The organism is Pseudomonas sp. B21-032, assembly GCF_024748965.1.
Lineage (GTDB): Bacteria > Pseudomonadota > Gammaproteobacteria > Pseudomonadales > Pseudomonadaceae > Aquipseudomonas.
The window spans coordinates 1,501,381-1,523,041 of record NZ_CP087180.1; the positions used below are offsets into that span (position 1 = coordinate 1,501,381).

Annotated in this window: 25 protein-coding genes; 16 read left to right on the plus strand and 9 right to left on the minus strand. The window is 61.3% G+C overall.

Annotated features, from left to right (window positions below; translation table 11 throughout):
- Positions 1–80: 80 nt before the first annotated feature.
- Complete coding sequence (locus LOY54_RS06920; RefSeq protein ID WP_258609999.1) at positions 81–950, minus strand: DUF6279 family lipoprotein; 870 nt, start codon at positions 948–950, stop codon at positions 81–83.
- A 145-nt stretch (positions 951–1,095) separates the two neighbouring features.
- On the opposite strand from LOY54_RS06920, the gene LOY54_RS06925 reads away from it, so the two are divergent.
- Complete coding sequence (locus LOY54_RS06925) at positions 1,096–1,932, plus strand: S1 RNA-binding domain-containing protein (protein ID WP_258610001.1); 837 nt, start codon at positions 1,096–1,098, stop codon at positions 1,930–1,932.
- On the opposite strand, the gene LOY54_RS06930 is transcribed toward LOY54_RS06925, so the two are convergent.
- The gene (locus LOY54_RS06930; protein WP_038996550.1) at positions 1,933–2,313 is read right to left on the minus strand and encodes a hypothetical protein; all 381 of its coding nucleotides are present in this window, start codon (positions 2,311–2,313) and stop codon (positions 1,933–1,935) included. It lies immediately after the preceding gene.
- A 208-nt stretch (positions 2,314–2,521) separates the two neighbouring features.
- On the opposite strand from LOY54_RS06930, the gene LOY54_RS06935 reads away from it, so the two are divergent.
- The 3 genes from LOY54_RS06935 (at position 2,522) to def (ending at position 4,383) form a co-directional block, all read left to right on the plus strand.
- Positions 2,522–2,701: a CsbD family protein gene (locus LOY54_RS06935; RefSeq protein ID WP_045193435.1), complete on the plus strand. Its 180-nt coding sequence runs from the start codon at positions 2,522–2,524 to the stop codon at positions 2,699–2,701.
- A 166-nt stretch (positions 2,702–2,867) separates the two neighbouring features.
- Positions 2,868–3,854 carry a YihY/virulence factor BrkB family protein gene (locus LOY54_RS06940; RefSeq protein ID WP_093386097.1) on the plus strand — a complete coding sequence of 329 codons (987 nt, stop codon included), beginning with the start codon at positions 2,868–2,870 and terminating at the stop codon, positions 3,852–3,854.
- Positions 3,844–4,383, plus strand: a complete 540-nt coding sequence (def, locus tag LOY54_RS06945; RefSeq protein WP_093386093.1) for a peptide deformylase — start codon at positions 3,844–3,846, stop codon at positions 4,381–4,383. Before LOY54_RS06940 ends, def begins: the two co-directional genes overlap by 11 nt.
- On the opposite strand, the gene LOY54_RS06950 is transcribed toward def, so the two are convergent.
- On the minus strand, positions 4,335–4,706 hold the full coding sequence (locus LOY54_RS06950; protein ID WP_309475661.1) for a GNAT family N-acetyltransferase: 372 nt from the start codon (positions 4,704–4,706) through the stop codon (positions 4,335–4,337). The two genes, def and LOY54_RS06950, sit on opposite strands and share 49 nt — an antisense overlap.
- Before the next feature lie 366 nt (positions 4,707–5,072).
- Between LOY54_RS06950 and LOY54_RS06955 the strand changes: the two genes are divergently transcribed.
- Together LOY54_RS06955 and LOY54_RS06960 are read left to right on the plus strand one after the other, a co-directional pair.
- Entirely contained in the window at positions 5,073–5,330 is a 258-nt protein-coding gene (locus tag LOY54_RS06955; protein ID WP_258610005.1) for a DUF2790 domain-containing protein, read from the plus strand.
- A 99-nt stretch (positions 5,331–5,429) separates the two neighbouring features.
- On the plus strand, positions 5,430–6,059 hold the full coding sequence (locus tag LOY54_RS06960; protein ID WP_045193429.1) for a lytic polysaccharide monooxygenase auxiliary activity family 9 protein: 630 nt from the start codon (positions 5,430–5,432) through the stop codon (positions 6,057–6,059).
- A 6-nt stretch (positions 6,060–6,065) separates the two neighbouring features.
- Here LOY54_RS06960 and ada read toward each other — a convergent pair whose 3' ends face one another.
- The 3 genes from ada to LOY54_RS06975 all read right to left on the minus strand — a co-directional run bounded on the left by ada (position 6,066) and on the right by LOY54_RS06975 (position 9,176).
- Positions 6,066–7,127: a bifunctional DNA-binding transcriptional regulator/O6-methylguanine-DNA methyltransferase Ada gene (ada, locus tag LOY54_RS06965; protein WP_258610008.1), complete on the minus strand. Its 1,062-nt coding sequence runs from the start codon at positions 7,125–7,127 to the stop codon at positions 6,066–6,068.
- Positions 7,128–7,203: 76 nt separating this feature from the next.
- Positions 7,204–7,833: a DNA-3-methyladenine glycosylase gene (locus tag LOY54_RS06970; protein WP_093386074.1), complete on the minus strand. Its 630-nt coding sequence runs from the start codon at positions 7,831–7,833 to the stop codon at positions 7,204–7,206.
- Entirely contained in the window at positions 7,833–9,176 is a 1,344-nt protein-coding gene (locus LOY54_RS06975; protein ID WP_258610010.1) for a PLP-dependent aminotransferase family protein, read from the minus strand. The genes LOY54_RS06970 and LOY54_RS06975 overlap by 1 nt, the downstream gene beginning before the upstream one ends.
- Before the next feature lie 87 nt (positions 9,177–9,263).
- On the opposite strand from LOY54_RS06975, the gene LOY54_RS06980 reads away from it, so the two are divergent.
- The 4 genes from LOY54_RS06980 (at position 9,264) to LOY54_RS06995 (ending at position 12,021) form a co-directional block, all read left to right on the plus strand.
- The gene (locus LOY54_RS06980; RefSeq protein WP_258610012.1) at positions 9,264–10,220 is read left to right on the plus strand and encodes a threonine dehydratase; all 957 of its coding nucleotides are present in this window, start codon (positions 9,264–9,266) and stop codon (positions 10,218–10,220) included.
- A gap of 79 nt (positions 10,221–10,299) precedes the next feature.
- Positions 10,300–10,632: a type II toxin-antitoxin system HicB family antitoxin gene (locus tag LOY54_RS06985; RefSeq protein WP_195885914.1), complete on the plus strand. Its 333-nt coding sequence runs from the start codon at positions 10,300–10,302 to the stop codon at positions 10,630–10,632.
- An 81-nt stretch (positions 10,633–10,713) separates the two neighbouring features.
- Entirely contained in the window at positions 10,714–11,373 is a 660-nt protein-coding gene (locus tag LOY54_RS06990) for a LysE family translocator (RefSeq protein WP_258610014.1), read from the plus strand.
- A 498-nt stretch (positions 11,374–11,871) separates the two neighbouring features.
- Positions 11,872–12,021 carry a hypothetical protein gene (locus LOY54_RS06995; RefSeq protein ID WP_258610016.1) on the plus strand — a complete coding sequence of 50 codons (150 nt, stop codon included), beginning with the start codon at positions 11,872–11,874 and terminating at the stop codon, positions 12,019–12,021.
- 236 nt (positions 12,022–12,257) lie between these two features.
- On the opposite strand, the gene LOY54_RS07000 is transcribed toward LOY54_RS06995, so the two are convergent.
- Positions 12,258–13,382, minus strand: coding sequence for an IS481 family transposase (locus tag LOY54_RS07000; RefSeq protein WP_258610018.1), 1,125 nt, complete (start codon positions 13,380–13,382; stop codon positions 12,258–12,260).
- 330 nt (positions 13,383–13,712) lie between these two features.
- Here LOY54_RS07000 and LOY54_RS07005 point away from each other — a divergent pair, with 330 nt between their 5' ends.
- The 4 genes from LOY54_RS07005 to LOY54_RS07020 all read left to right on the plus strand — a co-directional run bounded on the left by LOY54_RS07005 (position 13,713) and on the right by LOY54_RS07020 (position 16,324).
- Complete coding sequence (locus LOY54_RS07005) at positions 13,713–14,147, plus strand: nuclear transport factor 2 family protein (RefSeq protein ID WP_258610020.1); 435 nt, start codon at positions 13,713–13,715, stop codon at positions 14,145–14,147.
- A gap of 86 nt (positions 14,148–14,233) precedes the next feature.
- Positions 14,234–14,578 (plus strand): YciI family protein, encoded by a 345-nt coding sequence (locus LOY54_RS07010; RefSeq protein ID WP_258610022.1) that lies wholly within the window; start codon positions 14,234–14,236, stop codon positions 14,576–14,578.
- Between the two features lie 19 nt (positions 14,579–14,597).
- Positions 14,598–15,089, plus strand: a complete 492-nt coding sequence (locus LOY54_RS07015) for an SRPBCC family protein (RefSeq protein ID WP_045193421.1) — start codon at positions 14,598–14,600, stop codon at positions 15,087–15,089.
- Positions 15,089–16,324: an RNA polymerase sigma factor gene (locus LOY54_RS07020; protein ID WP_258610023.1), complete on the plus strand. Its 1,236-nt coding sequence runs from the start codon at positions 15,089–15,091 to the stop codon at positions 16,322–16,324. The genes LOY54_RS07015 and LOY54_RS07020 overlap by 1 nt, the downstream gene beginning before the upstream one ends.
- 3 nt (positions 16,325–16,327) lie before the next feature.
- Here LOY54_RS07020 and LOY54_RS07025 read toward each other — a convergent pair whose 3' ends face one another.
- Together LOY54_RS07025 and LOY54_RS07030 are read right to left on the minus strand one after the other, a co-directional pair.
- Positions 16,328–16,798 (minus strand): MaoC family dehydratase, encoded by a 471-nt coding sequence (locus LOY54_RS07025; RefSeq protein ID WP_045187560.1) that lies wholly within the window; start codon positions 16,796–16,798, stop codon positions 16,328–16,330.
- A gap of 34 nt (positions 16,799–16,832) precedes the next feature.
- Positions 16,833–17,777 carry an alpha/beta hydrolase gene (locus tag LOY54_RS07030; protein WP_045193418.1) on the minus strand — a complete coding sequence of 315 codons (945 nt, stop codon included), beginning with the start codon at positions 17,775–17,777 and terminating at the stop codon, positions 16,833–16,835.
- A gap of 209 nt (positions 17,778–17,986) precedes the next feature.
- Here LOY54_RS07030 and fadD2 point away from each other — a divergent pair, with 209 nt between their 5' ends.
- Together fadD2 and fadD1 are read left to right on the plus strand one after the other, a co-directional pair.
- A complete protein-coding gene (gene fadD2 / locus LOY54_RS07035) occupies positions 17,987–19,675 on the plus strand; it encodes a long-chain-fatty-acid--CoA ligase FadD2 (protein ID WP_045193417.1) in 1,689 nt (562 codons plus the stop codon).
- Between the two features lie 268 nt (positions 19,676–19,943).
- Positions 19,944–21,641: a long-chain-fatty-acid--CoA ligase FadD1 gene (gene fadD1, locus LOY54_RS07040; RefSeq protein WP_093386044.1), complete on the plus strand. Its 1,698-nt coding sequence runs from the start codon at positions 19,944–19,946 to the stop codon at positions 21,639–21,641.
- The last annotated feature ends 20 nt before the right edge of the window (positions 21,642–21,661 follow it).

Here is a 21,661-nt window from a genome sequence, read left to right on the forward strand (position 1 = left end):
GTATGCCAGGCAACTCCTGGTTTGCTGACTGTACTGGCCTCATTGCGGGTCAAGCCCGCTCCTACCGTTGAATGCGGCCGCTACCCCTTCAAACACTTCAACTCACTGAAACTCTGGCGCACCTGCGCAAGCTTCTGCTCCAGGTGCTGGCGCTGTTGTTCGCTGCTCTGCGCCATCACATCCACCAACAAGCGCCGCGCCTCCTGCTCGGTGCGCTGGAAGGCGATCCGGTACTCCGGGGTCCACAGGCTTTCGCGTTTTTTCAAGAGGATCTCCAGGCGTGGTTCGAAGCTGTCGCTGTGGCGCTGGTCCATCGCCGCGCTGAACTGCGCCTGCCAATGGGCGCGGTTGGCGATCCACTGGCGGTTCTGCTCGCCCAGGCCCTGGGACCAGGTCATGACTCGAAGTTTTTGCTGCGGGCTGAGCTCGCCCAGCCAGGTGCTCAGGCGTTTTTCCATTCGCTCGGCGCGGCGTTCGATCTGCCGCGCCAGTGGGGTATTGACGTATTTGGCCTGGCGTTCGCGAATGTCGTCGGCAAAGGCTTCGCGCATTTCCCGCACTTGCTCGTCATCCATGCTGCGCAACAGTTCGGCGGCCGACGGAGTGATCTGGTCGGCGACCTTGGCAATCGCCTGCCGGGCTTCTTCAGTGCGTACCTGCAACTGCTGGTCGGTTATCGCATTGCGGGCGACCATCGCCTGGATTTCGTCGATCCAGGTCAGGTAGCCGGGCAGTTGCGTGCGGCAATGCCAGGCCAGTTGCTGTTTGAGCCGTTCATTGAGCCAGGTTTTTTGCTGGCGATTCATGCTCAGGTAGTCGTTGAGCGACCAGGGCACCAGCATGTCGAGGTTGCGGTAGGCCAGATCGATGCGGTTGCAGGCGATCACCAGCAAGGCCGATATCACCAGCAACAGAACGGTGCGCAGGTACTTGGACAGGCAGGCGTACATGAGCGAATCCTTGCGAAGGCTTGCTTGTCTTTATAGAACAGGGCAAGCCTGTGCGGTTCATTTTGCTGACAGGCCGTCATCGGCGACCGGGCGCAATCGCCGCGTGAGGTGTAGAATGCCCCGCTCGCAACGAGGATTTCCGGAAATGGCTTTAGTTGGGCGTTACAACACTTTGCAAGTGGTCAAGCACACAGACTTCGGTCTGTACCTGGACGGCGGGGCGGACGGCGAAATCCTGCTGCCCAACCGTTACATCCCCAAGGACACGCCCACCGAGGTCGAGGACTGGCTGAACGTCTTCATCTACCTCGACAGCGAAGACAAGCTGATCGCCACCACGGAAAAGACCAAGTTGCAGGTCGGCGACTTCGCCAGCCTCAAGGTCAAGGAAATCAACAGCATCGGTATCTTCCTCGATTGGGGCCTGCCCAAAGACCTGCTGATGCCGTACTCCGAAGAAAAGCGCCAGATGAAGGCCGGCGAGTACTGCGTGGTGCATGCCTACCTCGACAAGCGCACCCGCCGCATCACTGCAACCGCGCGCCTGGACCGCTACCTGGACAAGGTGCCGGCCAACTATAAGGTCGGCCAGGAGGTTGATTTGCTGGTGGTCGAAGAAACCCCGATGGGCTTCAAGGCGATCATCAACAACAAGCACTGGGGCCTGATTCACAAGAACGAGGTGTTCAAGTTCCTGCGTTCGGGCAAGCAGGAGAAGGGCTACATCAAAGAGCTGCGCAGCGACGGCAAGATTGCCCTGAGCCTGCAGCCCATCGGCCAGGACCTGGTCAACAGCCTGCACGACAAGATCCTCGCCAAGCTCAAGGACGCCAACGGCGTGCTGCCGGTCAGCGACAAGAGCGACCCGCAGTTGATCAGCGATCTGTTCGGGGTCAGCAAGGGCAACTTCAAGAAGGCCATCGGTGCCTTGTACAAGGATGGCCGCATCGTCATCCACGCCGACCGCATCGAACTGGCTTGATCAGACCTGCTTGAAGCCTGCAAAGCTCAGGTTCTCACCGCCTGGGCGCAGGTCTTTGAGCAGCGAGTCGCGATCGGCGCTCAGCGCCAGGCTGATGGTCGAGCGACGCTTGCCCGGGTGGCGCACTTCCATTTTTTCCTGATGGGCCTGCAGGTAGTTCACCGGCACCTTCAAATGCTGCAGCTCGTCGGTTTCGGGGGTGTGCAGCAGCAGGTTGACCCAGTCGGGCTGGCCCTTGCGCAGCAGTTTCACCGGCACATCGAACCACCACAGGCTGCGCTTGGTGTCGAGCACGGCAAACAGGGTGTTGTCGCTGTTGAGCACGGGGCGTTCCAGTTCCTGGTTGCGGCGGGCGATGGCGGTGGGTTTGTCGAGTTTCATGCAGGTTCCTACGGGTGACGCTTGAAAGGTCGCTTATTGTGCTGGCAACGCGATGAAACATAAAGCGACGTTGCTCGCCGGCCTCTCTATTGCCCCTGCGCGCTCGACAGGCGGCCCGCCGAAAAATAATTGAAACTCTCGCAAGCGGCCACGGGTCCACAGACTGTCGACTCTGACAGCGTGTTATTTCCCCTTCAGGAGAACTCCCATGAGTGGCACTAAAGATAAAGTCAAAGGCATGGCCAATGAGGCTGTTGGCAACATCAAGCAAGGTGTCGGCAAAGTGACCGACAATGATCGTCTGCGCGCCGAAGGCGAACTGCAGGAGCGCAAAGGCGAAGCCCAGCAAGTGGTCGGCAAGGTCAAGGATGCCGTGAAGAAGCCTTGAACCCTGTGAGCAGGGCGGGACGACGGCCATCCTCGGGTGGCCGTTGTGCTATCTGCAGCAATCAATCGCAACTTTGAGGCGATCGTCGATTAGACTTCAGGACGTACCTGTCAGATGAGTGTGTGAGGAGCCCGCCCATGAACCTCGAGCGGCGAAAGGAGACGCTATGATTTTTCCCGACCTGCGCGGCTTGCCGTTGCACCGTGTGCTGGTGCGCACGGTCAAGGAATTTCTCGACGACGAGATGTCCACCTATGCCTCGGCGCTGGCCTACCAGATGCTGTTCTCGCTGTTTCCCTTCCTGCTGTTTTTGATCGCCCTGATCGGTTTCCTGCATTTGCCCGACTTCTTCTCCTGGCTGCGCCTGCAGTCGGAACTGGTGTTGCCGCCCCAGGCGCTGGAGCAGGTCAACCCGGTGATCGACCAGTTGCAGCAGTCCAAGGGCGGCTTGCTCTCGGTGGGTATCGTCATTGCCCTGTGGACCGCTTCAGCCGGCGTGCGGCTGATGATGAGCGCCATGAACGCGGCATATGATGTGGTCGAAGGGCGCCCAGTGTGGAAGCGCATTCCGCTGTCGGTGATCTACACCGTCGGTATCGCCGGCATGCTTCTGGCGGCCGCCGCACTGATGGTGCTGGGGCCGCAGGTGATGGAATGGATTGCCGCGCAGATCGGCATGCAGGAGTTCATCGTTACCTTGTGGACGGTGCTGCGCTGGCCGGCGATCATCATTCTGATGATGGTCGCGGTGGCTCTGATCTATTACGTGATGCCCGATGTGAAGCAGAAGTTTCGCTTCATTACCCCGGGTTCGGTGCTGGCGGTGGTGGTGTGGATCATCGCCTCGTTGGGCTTTGGTTATTACGTCAAGACCTTCGCCGACTACAACGCCATGTACGGCAGTATCGGTGCGATCATTGTCCTGCTGTTGTACTTCTACATTTCTGCTGCCGTACTGCTACTGGGCGCGGAGATGAACGCGGTGATCGAGCATATGTCCGAGGAAGGCAAGGACCCTGGCGAAAAAGACTTTGATGGCGTGGCCCCTGAGCATGATAAAAAGCATGTATCCGGGCTGGGCCGTGATCACTCCCTCGATCATGAAACCACGCCTGCCAGCGAACCCCTGAGTCGAAGCCAGCATGATTCATGACATCCTGAAAATGGGCGATGAGCGCTTGTTGCGCATCGCCCCGCCGGTGCCGGCGCACATGATCGGCAGCGCCGAGCTTGAGCGGCTGATCGCCGACATGTTCGAAACCATGGAGCATGTCGGCGGCGTTGGCCTGGCCGCGCCGCAGATCGGCATCGACCTGCAACTGGTGATCTTCGGCTTCGAGCGCAGCGAGCGCTACCCGGATGCCGAGGCGGTGCCGCGAACCATTTTGCTCAACCCGCTGATCACGCCCTTGGGCACCGAGGTCGAGGATGGCTGGGAAGGCTGCCTGTCGGTGCCGGGCCTGCGTGGCGTGGTGCCACGCTACCAGCGGATTCGCTACGAAGGCGTCGACCCCCAGGGCCAGCCCATCGTGCGCAACGCCGAAGGCTTTCATGCGCGGGTGGTGCAGCATGAATGCGATCACCTGATCGGCCGCCTGTACCCCTCACGCATCCACGACTTCAGCCGCTTTGGTTATACCGAGGTGCTGTTCCCCGGGCTGGACCCGGCCAGCGACGACTGAACCCGCACCATCGCCAGCAGCGGCTTGCTTTGCTGGTAGCGCTGCAGGCGCTCGGCCAGTGGCGCAGGCAGGGCGTCGGTGCTGGTGAAGGCCTGGTGGGCGTAGAAGCTTGTCAGGTCCGGGTGACAGAACAGCCAGATATTGCCTTGCAACTCAGCCAGCGCCGCGTCGATCAAGCGCCCGGCGAGCTGTTGGCCGCGCCAGGCGGGGGCAACGAACAAGCCGGTCAGCCAATGGCCGCCGGGCACTTCACTCAGGCACAAGGCGGCGACGATTTCCTCGGCTCGGGCCACCCAAAGTCGACCCTGGGCCGCTGCGCGCATGGGCGAGCCGTGGTTTCGATAGAATTTATTCAGCAAGGGCCGCTCGGGCGCAAGCAATGGGCAGTAGCGTAAACGGGTCACAGGTTTGATCTGGCAATGGCTCTACCCCGGGCTTTTACACCGCAAGTCAATCAATGTCGAGGGGCGTGCCTCGGGGTTATTGTTGCACAAGTGGTAACAGTGATTGTCCGGCTTCGTGATTTAACGGCCTGAAGTACCTTGTAAACTAACCACATCCCACAGAATAAGTTGTAGTGGGGTCGGGTCTTCGTGTTATGTCCCATCGCTTGATATAACAACTTCTCCGCGCCCTTATTGGCAAATGAAGTCAATCGATTAGTTTGATTGCTTTGCAGGCCTATTATCATGAAACGTTTAATTGCAGTTGCCCTGGTTGCGGTTTCTTCGTTCGCCCTGGCGGATGAAATCACTACCGCCGCGGCGCAACCGGTTGTCGAGCAGTATGACTACAGCACCAACCTGGATATCGCCAAGGTCATCAGCCTGTCGACCATTCCCAATGTCTGTGAAGTGGTACCGGCAACCATGACCTACGAAGACCACCAAGGTCAGCGCCACATCATCGAATACCGCGCCATGGGCGACGGCTGCAGCAACGGCTGATACCGTTCGGCGCCTCTGGGTTGCGCATTGCAGGGCTTGAGCTAGGGTCAAACGGGTCCAGGGTGGACAGGTTTTCTTATCTCACATGGAGTGATTGCAATGAACAGCCCTGAAAAGATTCTGCGTCACGGTCGAGTGATTACCCCTGCCAGTCGCGGTTCCACGGCGATTGAGCTGAAGTTGTTGGGGGTGTCCGAAGTCAATGAAATGGAAGGCGGCAAGAACTTTCCAGACACGGTCGCCGGCCCCGTACCTGCGCCTTATCAAGACGATGTACAAAGTACAGTACCCCCGGCAGACGGCTATATCCTCAGTGGCGGTCGGCAGGATAAGCGTGATTGTGTCAACTTTACCAATGCTGAAATGAGCGCCAAGCTCGGCCATGAATTTAAATGGCCATTGCTGAACGTGACACCAGGGCAAACCTTAAAAGTCGAGTGGACTTATACGGCGCCACACCTCACCCGCGGTTATCGCTGGTTTATTACCAAGGATGGCTGGGACGAGAGTAAGCGCATCACCCGCGCGCAACTTGAAACCACGCCCTTTGCCGATGACATTTATCCCTATGTGCCGCGCTGGGCCCATACGGACAAACTCGTGGCCAAGGTCGAGCACGAGGTCAAGCTACCGGCCAACAAAAAAGGCCATCACGTAATCGTGCTGCTGTGGCTGGTCGCTGACACCGGCAACGCCTTTTACCAGGCTTTCGACGTCAACTTCCAGTAACCCGCCTCACTGGCTCTCGCGCGCCAGCAGCTCACGCTTGCGCTCCACGCCCCAGCGGTAACCCGAGAGGTTGCCGTCGCTGCGCACCACCCGGTGACACGGGATGGCCACAGCCAGGGCATTGGCCGCGCAAGCCTGGGCCACCGCGCGCACCGCCCTGGGAGAGCCGATGCGCTGAGCGATCTCGGCATAACTGGCTGTACTGCCAGCCGGGATCGCCCGCAGCGCCTGCCAGACTCGCTCCTGGAACGCCGTGCCGCGCAGGTCCAGCGGCAGGTCCAGGCCGATGCCCGGCGCTTCGATAAAGCCCACGACCCTGGCCACCAGGGTTTCGAACCCGGCGTCGCCGCCGATCAGGTTGGCCTTGGGGAATTTGTCCTGCAGGTCATTGAGCAGCGCCTGCGGATCGTCACCGAGCAGTATTGCGCAAATCCCCCGTTCACTCTGCGCCACCAGAATTGCCCCCAAGGAGCACTGGCCGATGGCAAAGCGGATGTCGGTGTTGGCACCGCCGTCGCGATAGGCCCCCGGGGTCATGCCCAGGCGCGCGTTGCTCGATTCGTAGAAGCGGCTGTTGGAATTGAACCCGGCCTCGTAGAGGGCGTCGGTGACCGTTGCCGATTGCTGCAACTGCGTGCGTACCTTGTGCGCGCGGTGGGCCGAGGCATAGGCCTTGGGCGTCAGCCCGGTCACGGCCTTGAACACCCGGTGAAAGTGGAACGGACTGAGGTTCAATTGCTCGGCCAGCTGGTTCAGGCTCGGCGCCGGGTCGGCGTTTTCGATCAAAGCGCAGGCGCGGGTGACCTGGGCCCGGTGCTGTTCGGCAACGTGTGTCTGGTCGGCGCCGCGGCGCTTGCTTGGCCGGTACCCGGCGGCTTCGGCCTGTTCGGCGCTGTCGAAAAATTCGACGTTGTCGATGCGCGGCAGGCGCGAGCTACTGCTCGCCCGGCAGTACACGCCGGTGGTGCGCACGGCATAGACGAAGGCCTGGTCAGCGGCCGGGTCGCGGGCCAGGATCGCCTGCCAGCGTGGGTCGGATTCGCTGATCCGTGGTTTGCCTGTACTCATGACGGGGTGCTCCTGGCGTTGATCGATGGGTTCAGGCTACGGCTTTGGCGCTGCGGAAAAACTCCGGGTCTTGCGTTCAAACTCGAGTGGCCGGCACTCGCCACAGGTACCAGGCGGCCACGGTCCGGTAGGGGCTCCAGTGCTTGCCCAGGTCGATCATCTGCCGGCGTGTCGGTTGCCCTTGCAGGCCCTGCAAGCGGCGGTAGCCCTCGCGCACGCCGAAGTCGTCGGCCGGCAGGATGTCCATGCGCTCCAGGGTGTAGATCAGCAACATCTCGACGGTCCAGCGGCCCACGCCACGCAGGCTCACCAGGCGTTCGATCAGTGCCTCGTCTTCAAGCATCAGAGCCTGCTGATAGTCCGGCACCAGGCCGTCGAGGCGCGCCCGTGCGATGCCCTGGATGGTTGCCAGTTTGCTCGCTGAAAAGCCGCAGGCGCGCAATTGCTCCGGGGTGGTCGCCAGCACCTGCTCGGGGCTGGGAAAGGCGCTGCCCGGGTAGAGCGCCAGAAAGCGCGCGAGGATCGCATCGCCGGCCTTGGCATGCAGTTGCTGATAGGCGATAGCCCGCACCAGTGCCTGATACGGGTCACGGGTGGGTTTGGGCTGGTGCAGGCACGGGCCAATCGCCTCGATGTGCGCAGCCCACTGTGGGTCGAGTGCGGCGAGGCAGGTTTGTGCCTCGGTATAGAACGCGTGCGTGCTCATCAGGCCTCCAGTGCCTTGGCCACTTGTTCCAGCGCCTGCTTGAGTTCGGCGCGGCTGCCAGCGGCCGACAGGCTGATACGGATTGCCGCCAGCTCATGCTGTTTTACCGCGAACACCTCGCCTGGCACCACCGCCACGCCATGGGCCCGGCAGGCCTCGGCCAAGCGCGCGGCGCTGAGCCCGGCCTTGACCCAGATGTGCGGCGCCGGCAGGCGGCTATTTAGCAGGTGGCCACTGAGCACCTTGCACGCCAGGCGCCAGCGCTGGGTGATTTCCTCGCGCTGCCAGGCCAGGCGCCTTTGAGCGGTGCCATCGGCGATCCAGCGGCAGGCGATCTGCAGGTTCAGCGGCGACACCTGCCAGTGAGTGGCCTGGGCATGCGGATCAATCTGTTCCAACACTTGCGGCTCAGCCACAATCCAGCCCAGGCGCAGGCCGGCGCCCACGGTTTTCGACAGGCTGCTGATCAACAGGCCGCGCTCACCGAGCATTCGCCATAGCGGTGGTTGGTCGGTGAGCGCGCCGTAGACATCATCTTCGATCACCAGCAGGTCATGGCGCGCGACCACCTCGGCAATCGCCTGCTGGCGGGCGCTGCTCATGCACGCACCCGTTGGGTTGTGCAGGCTCGGGGTCAGGACCATGACCCGTGCGCCGGTGGCCCTGGCGACCCGGTCGAGGTCGTCGGCAACAATGCCCTGATCGTCCAGGGCGATGCCATGCAACGGCAGGCGCAATTGTCGGCAGGCGGCCTTGATGCCGGGGGCGGTAAGGGCCTCGACCAGCACTGTTTCACCCGGCTGGCACAGCGACAGCAACACCGTGAACAAACCCTGCTGGGCGCCGCCGCACAGCAGCAATTGCCGCTCGTTCAATTGCAAACTGCGGTTGGCCAGCCAGGCGGCGCCGTGCACGCGAGCGCGCAGCAACTCTTCGGCGCTCAGGTAGTGATCCAGGCAAGCCGCCAGCCCCTCCTCAAGCAGCGCCTGCAAAGTGTTTTCGCTGTCGCGGTTGGCCGGCTCGATCACCGGCACGTTGGTCGACAGGTCGATCAGGCTCGATTGCACGTCGCGTTGCTTGAGGCGAAACAGCGTGGCCTCCTTGCTGCCAGCCAGCACATAGGTGCCACGGCCGACTTCACCGGAAACCAAATGGCGTGCCGCCGCCTCACGGTAGGCCTGCTGGGTGGTGCTCGGGTTGAGCCCCAGGTTCCAGGCCAGGCGCCGTTGTGGCGGCAGGCGTTCGCCGACTTTCAGCTCGCCGCGTTCGATGGCAATGGCTATTGCATCGACCAGGGCCAGGTAGCGCGGCTGGGCATCATCGCAGAGGGTAGGGGTCCACATTTATTGTTGGCCATGCAATATAGGAATTTACCCATACAATGCGCGGCGACTAGGATCAGGTCAAATCCGATCCTGCCGAGGTGTTCCATGTTCGACCTGCCAGCCCTGCGCGAAGCTGCCCGCCTGGTTCATGCCAGCGTACCCGCCACCCCTCAGTACGCCTGGCCGCGCCTGGCCGAGCGGCTGGGCTGCGAAGTCTGGGTCAAGCATGAAAACCATGCCCCGACCGGCGCCTTCAAGGTGCGCGGCGGGTTGATGTATGTGCAGTGGCTGCGGGCACAAAAGCCGGCAGTGCGTGGCCTGGTCACCGCCACCCGTGGCAACCACGGCCAGAGCATGGCCCTGGCTGCGGGCAATGCCGGGCTGCCGATTATCATCGTTGTGCCCGAGGGCAACTCGCTGGAAAAGAACGCGGCGATGCGCGCTTTGGGCGCCCAACTGATCGAGCACGGCGCCGACTTTGACCAGGCCCGCGAAGAGGCCGCACGCCTGGCTCAGTTTCACGGCTACGAGAGCGTGCCGCCGTTTCATCCCGAGTTGATCCGTGGCGTCGCCACCTACGCGCTGGAGCTGCTCGAAGCCGTGCAGGAGCTGGATTGCATCTACGTGCCGATCGGCATGGGCTCGGGCATCTGCGGGCTGATCCAGGCGCGCAACCTGCTGGGCCTGCGCACCGAGATCGTCGGCGTGGTCTCCAGCGCCGCCGACGCCTTTGCCCAGAGCCTGGAGCAGGGCCGCATCGTCACCACTGCCACGGCCAACACCTTTGCCGACGGCATGGCCTGCCGCATACCGTTGCCCGAAGCCTTCGAAATCATCCGCCAGCATGCCGCACGGATTGTGCGCGTCAGCGACGAAGAAGTGGCCCGGGCCATGCGCATCTACCACGAAGACACCCACAATACCGCCGAAGGCGCAGGCGCCGCCGGCCTTGCCGCGCTGATCCAGGAGCGCGAGCGCCAGCAGGGGCGCAAGGTGGCGGTGATCCTCAGCGGGGCGAACATTGACCGGCAGCGGTATGCGCAGGTGCTGGCGGGCGATTGAAAAATCCTGAATTGATCGGTTGATAAAAATGCTATCTAAATTTGATAGCATTTTTAACGTCAATCTAGGGACTGCGCCCATGAACACTATGAACTACAAGGGCTACACCGCCCGAGTCGAATACGACCCACGGGACGATATTTTCGTCGGACGTGTCCTGGGGGTGCGTGACATCATCAGCTTTCACGCCAGCGCCGTCAGGCAGTTGCACGAGGCGTTTCACCTGGCCCTGGATGACTACCTGGCCGATTGCGCCGAGCGTGGGGTCAAGCCGGAAAAACCCGCTTCCGGCAAGGTCATGCTGCGTATCAGGCCAGAAGTCCATGCTGCGGCGACCATCGCCGCTCAATCGGCAGGCAAGAGCCTCAACCAATGGGCCGATGAAGTTTTCGAGCGCGCAGCACAGGCCTGAATAAAGGCAATTTCTTCCAATACAGCTCAGCAGAAAACCGTTTTAATAGCGCCTGCCATCAACCGCGGTTACGGAACGTCGATGCCTTTTTCAAACGGATTTCTGCTGAGTTTGTCGCTGTGCCTGGATATCGGCATTGCCAATATCGCCATGATCACCCTGGCCATGCAGCGGGGTTTTTTGCAGGGTTTCTGGCTGGGGCTGGGTACCTGTGTCGGTGACCTGTTGTATGCCATTGCGGCGCTGGCCGGGATGACCGTGCTGCTGCAATTTGAAACGGTACGCTGGGTGCTGTGGCTGGGCGGCTCGGTGTTGCTGGTATGGTTTGCCATCAAGATGCTGCTGGCGGCGCTGCGCGGCAACACCCATCTGCAGACCCCCGGCGCAGTGGTGATCGAATCGGGCTGGCGCGAGTTCCTGCGCGGGATCTTCCTGGCCATGTCCTCGCCCAGCGCCATCCTCTGGTTTGCCGCGGTCGGCGGGGTGCTGATTTCCCGTTCAGGGGGCGGCAGCCTGCTTGAGGCCGGGCTGTTTCTAAGCGGTTTTTTTGCCGCCGGGCTGATCTGGTGTCTGTCGTTGTGCGGTATTGCCAGTCATGGCAGGCGCCTGCTGGGTGACCGCCTGCTGACCTGGTCGTACCTGCTGTCGGCGGGCATCTTCTGTTACTTTGCCGGCTACGTGATCCTTTCCGGTTACCGCGAGTTCATCCTTGCCGTGCCTGCGGCTACCCCGGGTCTATAATGATTCGGGACACCGGTGCGCAGGTGCCGTCAGGCAGGAGGATCTTCGATGAAAGGTCTGGATGCAAAAAAGATGACGAAGAAAAAACCACTGAAAACCGCCAAGGAAAAACACGCCGCTAAACGCGCCAAGCGCTCTGGCGACAGTTTTCTTGCACAGTAACGCCAAGAGCTCCGCAAGGGGCTCTTTTTTGGCTCTTCACGGAATCCCGGGTTGGGATGTTGAGGCTGCGAGTTTATCCATTCAGTGTGGGGCTGCTGCTGGCCCCTTCCGCCTTTACGGCGGCCTACTTTTCTCTTGGGAAGAAGTAGGCAAAACCGCTTGCTCCTACATACGGCCCTACGCTACGGCACCTTCCGGGGCATCGCGGCCTACGACTTGCTTTGCAAGTCTACATCTCGCGTCTTCGGCTGCCGCCGAAGGTGCTGCGCACCGCCCCTACAGGCACCTCCGCTCGGCCTCCTGAAGTCGCTTTTCGCGGCGCCTGGAAGTACGTGCATGAACATCAAGATCAAGACCAAACAAGTTGGTGCTCGTTTTATCAGCGGGCTTGTCCCGCTCCTGCGTCAGCATGGCTTCGCCAACATCTGCTTTCGCAGATACGTCAGTGCAGGCGCCGCCCGTAACTTCGCGACTTCAGGAGGCTGAGCGTAGGTGTCTGGAGGGGGCTGGTGCGTAGCACCCTTCGGCCTGAGCCGAAGTCGCGAGACGTAGACTTGGCGAAGCAAGTCGTAGGCCGCGATGCCCCTGGAAGGCACCGTAGCGAAGGAACCCGGAGCGCAGCGTAGGGCCGTATGCTGGAGCGAGCGGTTTTGGTTCCTTTTGCCAAGAACTGTAGAGACCGGACACATGGTGGACACATGTGCGGGGACATGGTTGACACATTATGGACCGTAGTCAGGCTTGTTCACGTCGATAGTCCGCAGGTGCTGATTGCAGAAATAGATTTCAAATAGGTCCTCGCCATCGGGGCTGGGACGTATCGCAATGTGTTGCCCGCCCAAGCCTTTCGCGGCCCTGAAGTAGCGTTTTTTGAAGCGAAAGCGACCGTGATAGACCTTGGCTAATATGTCGTCAGGCCCATATTCGAACTCGGTCAGTTGCTGTGGGTAAGCCCAGGGGCTGGCACGATATCTGGCCATCGGAACCTGGTAGTCCAAAGCCTGATGTGGGCGCTGGTGGTTGTAGATCTCACGCCATCTATCAAATGCTGACTGAGCTTCCACAAGCGTTGAAAACTGCCGTCCATCAAGCACTTCTGCCTTGAGAGAGCGGTGAAAGCGTTCGACTTTTCCGTTGGTTTGCGGGTGATATGGGCGACTGAAGCTTATTCTGATTCCAAGTCGAATTATCCAGATGCTCAGATCACTGTGTTCCCCAGGACTACGCGGAGAGCCCCAAGGCGCGCCGTTATCAACGTTGATGCGCGCCGGCAAGCCGTAGCGCTGAAAGATCTCGACCAACCTCTCCTTGACCGTCCCGCTACGCTCGTTATCGCAGGCCTGAATGGCCAGATTGAATCGAGAATGGTCGTCCAGCACCGTCAGGGGGTGGCACCGGCCTTGCTGCATAGCGAAGTGGCCCTTGAAGTCCATCTGCCAAAGATCATTAGGCGCATCGTGCTCAAACCGCAGCATGCCCGCTCGCGTCGGCGGCTTGGGCAGAATCAGCTTGTGGCGGTGTAATACGTTTGTGACTGTGCTGGGAGCAACACGTTTTTCCAGCAAGCTGCTGATTGTGCGCCCTCCCCAGGCAGGATGCTCCTGCCGAAGGGCTACAACCTCAGCTTCCAGAGCTGCATCAGTCAATCTGGGGCTAGTGATGGGGAGACGAGACTTTTCTTGCAGGCCCGCACGGCCCTGCACCTGGTAGCGCTCAAGCCACTTGTAGGCCGTCTGGGGACTGATACCGAATCGTCGGCATAGTTGGCGCTTGTTACTGCCGGGTTGCAGGGCCAAGGCAACGAACTCTTCTTTCAGGCTCATGGCATCTCTCGTGTTCCAAGGCATGATGGTTTTCCGGCGAAGTGAGCTCGCCGAAAAGTGTCCACCATGTCTCCGCACACCCGTCAACCATGTGTCCGGTCTCTACACCAAGAACAAAAGGGACCCGCCGTAAGGGCGGAAGGGGCCAACAGCGGCGCCACACCGAATGGATAAGCCCGCAACCCAACCCAAGAATCATAGCCCCCGGGATTCCGTGAAGAACCTCTTTTTTTAGACCCGAAATTGAGGTTGCTGGGTTATCCATTTCCCTAGCCTGTCGATTTCAACCACTGCCATTCGACCATCTGTGAACGCGCCGAGCATCCGGCGCCCCTTCGCGCAGAGGACACGACCATGAGCAGTGCCGCCGAGAACGAAATCCGCCAACTCATCGAGCAGTGGCTTCCCGCCGTACGCGCGCGCGATGTCGAGGCCATTACCGCGCCTTACGCCGAGAACATTCGCGCCTTCGATGCCATCCAGCAATTGCAGTTCCAGGGCAAGGCCGCCTATCGCGCCCACTGGCAGGCCTGCATGGATCACTGCCCCGGCGAGATGATCTTCGAAATCGAGCAACTGCAGATCCACGCCACGCCGGAACTGGCCCTGGCCCATTGGCTCAACCGCTGTGGTCCGGCCAGTAGCGAAGGCGGTGAGGATCAAGGCTGCTATATGCGCGCGACCGTTGGCTACCAGCGCATCGACGGGCAGTGGAAGGTGATTCATGAGCATTGGTCGGCACCGTTCGACATGGAATCCGGTGCCGCGCTGTTCTCGCTCAAGCCTTGAGCTGAAAACCCCGAAAGTTATGCCGAATCGCGCTTTTCAAGGCGGTGCGAACTGCCGCCATAGTATCCCCAGCGGTGGAGACGACGATGAAATACCTGTGCCTGGTCTACTGTGATGAAAGTCTGCTGCACAGCCTGCCTGAAAGCCCGGCCGACGCCGAGTGCATGGCCTATGCCGAGTCGGTCCAGGGCAGCGGCCGGATGCTCGCCGCCGAGGCGCTCAAGCCGGTGCAGACCGCGACCACCGTGCGTGTACGCGGCGGGCAGATGAGCCTGACCGACGGCCCGTTCGCCGAAACCAAGGAGCAACTGGCCGGCTTCTATCTGGTCGATGCCCGCGACCTCAATGAGGCGTTGAACATTGCCAAGGGCATTCCCGCAGCGCGAGTCGGCAGTGTCGAGGTGCGGCCGGTGCGCGAGTTGCAACCCTGAACCCAAGGAGCACAACACGATGAGCCTTTTACACCCCGAGCCGCCCAAGGCGCAGCATGAGTTGTCGTTGACGCGCCTGATCGATGCGCCGCGGCGCAAGGTGTTTCGCGCCTGGACCGAGCCACAACTGCTGGCCCAGTGGTGGGGGCCCAACGGCATGACCACGCCGGAATGCGAAATGCAGCTGTGGGTGGGCGGCTTGTTTCGTACGGTGATGCGTGCCCCGGACGGCAGCGAATACCCAAACCAGGGCGTGTTTCTGGAGATCGTGCCGCCGGCGCGGATCGTCTTCACCGATGCCTTCGGCCCAGGCTGGGTGCCGTCGAACAAGGCGTTCATGACCGCCGTGGTGACCTTTGACGACGTCCACGGCAAGACCCAGTACACCGCCCGCGCCTGGCACTGGAGTGCCGCCGATTGTCAGGCCCATGAAGAGATGGGCTTTCACCGGGGCTGGGGTGAGAGCCTGGATCGCCTGGTGGCGCTGGTGACCACGCAGATGCCCGACTGATGGCAGCGCTGGCACAGGTACGGGCGCAACTGGAGGCCGTCTACCGTCAGGAGTCGCGGCGCATCCTGGCGACGCTGATTCGCTTGTTGGGCGACTTCGATCTGGCCGAAGAGGCCATGCACGAGGCGTTTTTCATTGCCGTGGAGCGCTGGCAACGCGACGGCATTCCGGCAAGCCCGCGGGCCTGGCTGGTGTCTACCGGGCGCTTCAAGGCTATCGACAGCCTGCGCCGGTGTGCGCGCTTCGACCGTTCCCAGGTGCAGTTGATGCAGGCGCTGGAGGCGCAAGAGGAGGTTCAGGTGAATGACGAAGAACTGGAGGACGACCGCCTGCGCCTGATTTTCACCTGTTGCCACCCGGCGTTGGCCGCCGATGCCCAGGTGCCGCTGACATTGCGTGAAGTCTGTGACCTGACCACCGAAGAAATCGCCCGCGCCTTTTTGCAGAGCCCGGCGACCATCGCCCAGCGCATCGTACGGGCCAAGGCCAAGATCCGCGATGCGCGCATACCGTACCAGGTGCCGTCGCTGGCCGAGCTGCCGGAGCGCCTTGATAGCGTATTGCGGGTGATCTACCTGGTGTTCAACGAGGGCTACTCGGCGTCGTCGGGTGAGAGCCTGATGCGCCACGACCTGAGCGATGAAGCGATCCGCCTGGGGCGCTTGCTCCAGCAGCTGCTGCCTGACCCGGAGGTGCTCGGGCTGTTGGCCTTGATGCTTTTGCAGGCCTCGCGGCAACAGGCGCGCAGCGACGCCGAGGGGGAGTTGGTACTGCTTGATGAGCAGGACCGCAGCCTGTGGAACCGTGCATTTATAGCTGAAGGTTGCCAGTTGGTGCAGCAAGCTCTGCGCAGTCAGCAGTTTGGTGTGTATAGCCTGCAGGCAGCGATAGCGGCCGTGCACGCTGAAGCTGCCAGTGCCGAGGCAACGGACTGGGATGAAATCGTCGGTTTGTACAATGTGCTGCTGCAGCGCTGGCCGTCACCGGTGATCGAGCTCAACCGCGCAGCGGCTCTGGCCCGGCGCGATGGCGCCGAGACGGGGCTGGCGGCAGTGGAGGCAATTCTGGCCCGTGGCCAGTTGCAGGATTATCACCTGGCCCATTCGGCCCGCGCCGAACTGTGCCGCCAGTTGGGCCGCCTGGATCACGCCCGCGAGGCCTATCGCAGTGCCCTCGAGCTGACCCGTCAGGGCCCCGAGCGGCGCTTTATCGAGCGCCGCCTGGCCGAGTTGTAGGCATCAGCCGATGGTGATAGGCGGCGGGCTGACCAGCTCGACGGTCTGCTGTTTGCGCGGGGCGAGGATCTCGGCCTCGCCATCGACCACCAGTTCGTCGTTCTGGTTGAACACACGGGTGGCGATGCGCACCTTGAACTTCGGCAGTTTCTCGAGGATTTCCAGGCGCACGGTCAGGGTGTCGCCGAACTTGACCGGCTTCTGGAAGCTCATGGTCTGGCCCAGGTAAATGGTGCCCGGGCCAGGCAACTCGCAGGCCACTGCGGCGCTGATCAGCGCACCGCTGAACATGCCGTGGGCGATGCGCTCCTTGAACATGCTCTTGGCGGCGAACTCGGCATCCAGGTGCACCGGGTTGTGGTCACCGGACATCGCCGCGAACAGCTGGATGTCACGTTCTTCGACGGTTTTGCTGAAGCTGGCGGTCTGGCCGACTTCAAGGGCTTCGTACGGGGTGTTGGTGACCTGGGTCATGCTTGGCTTTCCTTCTGACGTGCGGGTCGGCCGATCATTCGCTGCGGGCGGGGCGGCCAATGGCCAGGGCCTGCTCCAGCCAGTCGATGATGGCGGCCGTGACCTCGTCACGGTTGGTTTCGTTGAGCAGCTCATGCCGCGCCTGGGGGTAGAGCTGCAACTGCACATGCTGATTGCCGGCCAGGCGCAAGGCACCGGCCAGATCCTTGAGACGCTTGCCGGCACTGACCGGATCACATTCGCCGCCCATCACCAGGATCGGCAGGTTCGGATCGATCTGCGTCAGGTTGCGTGGCTGGCTGATTTGCTCAAGGCCCATCAGCAAGTCGATCCACAAACGGTTGCTGCAGCGAAAGCCGCACAACGGGTCGGCAGCATACTTGTCGACTTCGTCGTTGTCGCGGCTGAGCCAGTCGAACGCCGTGCGGTTGGGCTTGAAGGCCTTGTTGAACGAGCCGAACGACAGCCACTCGATCAGCGCGCTATGGCCCAGCGGGCCCTGGCGCCAGGCTTCGAAGCGGGCGATCAGGCAGGCGGTGCGGTACAGCGCGGGCGGTTGGAAGTTCGAGCCGCTGAGAATCGCGCCCTGCAGGCTGGCGCCGTGGTGCATCAGGTAGGCCTGGGCAATGTAGCTGCCCATGCTGTGGCCAAACAGGAACACCGGGGTGCCCGGAAACTGCTGGCCGATGTGCTGGCTGAGCAGGGCCAGGTCGTTGACCACGCTGTTCCAGCCATTGTGTCGGGCGAACAGGCCTAAAGTGCCAAGTTCGGCGGTGCGTCCATGGCCGCGCTGGTCGTGGGCGAGCAGGGCATAGCCGGCATTGCTCAGGGCCTCGCCCAGGCGTTGGTAGCGCCCGGCGTGCTCGGCCATGCCGTGGGCCAGCAGCACCACCGCCTTGATCGGCGAGGCCGGCAGCCATTGATAAACGTAGAGGCTGCAGTGATCGCTGGCCGGGAGCCAGAACGCGTCGTGGTGCATGGCGGGTCCTTGTGCGCGCAACTCGGTAAGTCAGCACAGTGTATAACCCAGGGACAGGATCGCAGGGTCATCAGCAATAAGATTCACAATGTTAATGACAGCGCTTGGCGTATTTGCCACCTGCGACATACCTGCTAACGTCGGCAGAGCACCTTCTTCGCCAAGCAGGCAAGGGGGCCGGATCGGCTCAGGTATGAGGACAATAATAGATGCAAGCTGATTTCTGGAATGACAAGCGCCCGGCAGGGGTTCCTTCGCAAATTGACATAAATGCTTACAAGTCAGTGGTCGAAGTATTCGAACGCTCCTGCAAGAAGTTTGCTGACCGCCCGGCGTTCAGCAACCTCGGGGTCACCCTGAGCTACGCCGAACTCGAACGCTATTCTGCGGCCTTTGCCGCTTACCTGCAGCAGCACACCGACCTGGTGCCGGGCGACCGCATCGCGGTACAGATGCCCAACGTGCTGCAGTACCCCATCGCGGTGTTCGGCGCCTTGCGCGCCGGCCTGATCGTGGTCAACACCAACCCGCTGTACACCGCCCGCGAAATGCGCCACCAGTTCAAGGACTCCGGCGCCCGGGCGCTGGTGTACCTGAACATGTTCGGCAAGCTGGTGCAGGAGGTGCTGCCCGACACCGGCATCGAGTTCCTCATCGAGGCGAAGATGGGCGACATGCTGCCGACGGCCAAGGGCTGGCTGGTCAACACCATCGTCAGCAAGGTCAAGAAGATGGTCCCGGACTACCGCCTGCCGCAGGCGGTGCCATTCAAGAGCGCCCTGGCCCAGGGCCGCGGCCAGGCGCTCAAGCCGGTTGCCCTGGGCCTCGATGACATCGCCGTGCTGCAATACACCGGCGGCACCACGGGTCTGGCCAAGGGCGCGATGCTGACCCACGGCAACCTGGTGGCGAACATGCTCCAGGTGCTGGCGTGTTTCTCCCAGCACGGTGCCGATGGCCAGCGCCTGATCAAGGACGGGCAGGAGGTGATGATCGCGCCGCTGCCGCTCTACCATATCTATGCCTTTACCGCGAACTGCATGTGCATGATGGTTACCGGCAACCACAACGTGCTGATCACCAACCCGCGCGACATCGCCGGCTTTGTCAAAGAGCTGAAGAAGTGGAAGTTCTCCGGGCTGCTCGGGCTCAACACCCTGTTCGTCGCGCTGATGAACCACCCAGAGTTCAAGAACCTCGACTTCTCGGCGCTGAAGGTCACCAACTCCGGCGGTACCGCATTGGTCAGCGCCACCGCCGAGCGCTGGGAGAGCATCACCGGTTGCCGCATTGTCGAAGGCTACGGCCTGACCGAGACCTCGCCGGTAGCCAGCACCAACCCTTACGGCCAGCTGGCACGCCTGGGCACCGTGGGCATTCCGGTGCCGGGCACGGCGTTCAAGGTGATTGACGATGCAGGTGTCGAGCAGCCCTTCGGCGAGCGCGGCGAGTTGTGCATCAAGGGCCCGCAAGTGATGAAGGGTTACTGGCAGCACCCCGAGGCGACGGCCGAGGCGCTGGACAGCGAAGGCTGGTTCAAGACCGGCGACATTGCCGTGATCGATCCGGACGGCTTTACCCGCATCGTCGACCGCAAGAAGGACATGATCATCGTCTCGGGCTTCAACGTGTACCCCAACGAGATCGAGGAAGTGGTGATGAGCCATCCGCAAGTGGCCAGTTGCGCGGTGATCGGCATCCCCGACGAGCGTTCGGGCGAGGCGGTGAAGCTGTTCGTGGTGCCGCGCGAGGGCGGGGTAAGCCTTGAAGAGCTGAAGGCTTACTGCAAGGCCAACTTCACCGGCTACAAGGTGCCCAAGCATATTGTCTTGCGCGAGTCGCTGCCGATGACGGCAGTGGGCAAGATTCTGCGCAGGGAGCTTCGGGATATAGCCTGAGGGAACTGCAAGCTGCAAGCTACAAGCCCGGCCAGCTTGTAGCTTGTGGCTTGAAGCTTTAGAATCTTTACTCTAAAAATGACTACGTGATTATCAAGAGTCATTTCCGTGACTGTCTGGGCTACTTTAGCTCTAGGCGGCCTTTGGCAAAGCTGCTACTCTCGGCCCGCTTCTGATTATCAGGTTTGCAATAAACCGTAATCTTATATCAATAATAATCGCATCGACTGCGGTGAAGAATTCGCTGTTGCTGGAGGAGTGGGCTTCCATGATCGAAAACTTTTGGAAGGATAAGTACCCAGCCGGGATTGCCTCGCAAATCAATCCTGATGAGTATCCGAATATTCAGGCGGTATTGAAGCAGTCTTGCCAGCGCTTTGCCGATAAACCGGCCTTTAGCAACCTGGGCAAAACCATTACATACGGCGAGTTGTATGAGTTGTCGGGGGCGTTTGCCGCTTACCTGCAACAGCATACCGACCTGCAGCCGGGTGATCGTATTGCCGTGCAGCTGCCCAACGTTCTGCAATACCCCGTTGCCGTGTTCGGTGCCCTGCGTGCGGGCCTGATCGTGGTCAACACCAACCCGTTGTATACCGCGCGGGAATTGGAACACCAGTTCAATGATTCCGGCGCCAAGGCGCTGGTCTGCCTGGCAAACATGGCGCACCTGGCCGAAAAGGTAGTGCCCAAGACCCAGGTCAAACACGTTATTGTCACCGAAGTGGCCGACCTCTTGCCACCGGTTAAACGCCTGTTGATCAACAGCGTGATCAAGTACGTGAAGAAAATGGTCCCGGCGTACAACCTGCCCAAGGCGGTCAAGTTCAACGACGCCTTGAGCAAGGGCCGTGGCCAGACCTTTCAGGAAGCCAATCCGGACCGCCATGACGTCGCCGTATTGCAGTACACCGGTGGCACTACCGGGGTGGCCAAGGGCGCGATGCTGACCCACCGCAACCTGGTGGCCAACATGCTGCAATGCCGGGCGCTGATGGGCTCGGACCTCAATGAAGGTTGCGAGATCCTGATCACGCCGTTGCCGCTGTATCACATCTATGCCTTCACCTTTCATTGCATGGCAATGATGCTGATCGGTAGCCACAACATCCTGATCAGCAACCCGCGCGACTTGCCGGCGATGGTCAAGGAACTGGGCAAGTGGAAGTTCAGCGGCTTTGTCGGCCTCAATACCTTGTTCGTGGCCCTGTGCAACAACGAGAATTTCCGCAAGCTGGATTTCTCTGGCCTGAAGATCACCCTGTCGGGCGGCATGGCCCTGCAGATGAGCGTCGCCGAGCGCTGGAAGGCAATTACCGGCTGCGCCATCTGCGAAGGTTACGGCATGACCGAGACCAGCCCGGTGGCGGCGGTCAACCCGGCCGAGCAGAACCAGATCGGCACCATCGGCATTCCGGTGCCCTCGACCCTGTGCAAGATCATCGACGACGCCGGTGTTGAACTGGCCCTGGGCGAAGTCGGCGAGCTGTGCGTGAAAGGGCCGCAGGTAATGAAGGGTTACTGGCAGCGCGAAGACGCCACCAACGAGATCCTCGACAGTGACGGCTGGCTGAAGACCGGTGACATCGCCCTGATCCAGACCGACGGCTACATGCGCATCGTCGATCGCAAGAAAGACATGATCCTGGTCTCCGGTTTCAACGTCTATCCGAATGAGCTTGAGGACGTGCTGGCGGCGTTGCCAGGCGTGCTGCAGTGCGCGGCCATCGGTGTGCCGGATGAAAAATCCGGTGAAGTGATCAAGATCTTCATCGTGGTCAAGCCGGGCATGACCGTGACCAAGGAGCAGGTGATGGAGCACATGCGTGCAAACGTCACCGGCTACAAGGTGCCGCGTTTCATCGAGTTCCGCGATGCGCTGCCGACCACCAACGTCGGCAAGATCCTGCGCCGTGAACTGCGTGATGAAGAACTGAAGAAGCTGGGCCTGAAGAAGATCGCCTGAGTCAAGGCGAGCGCTTCGCG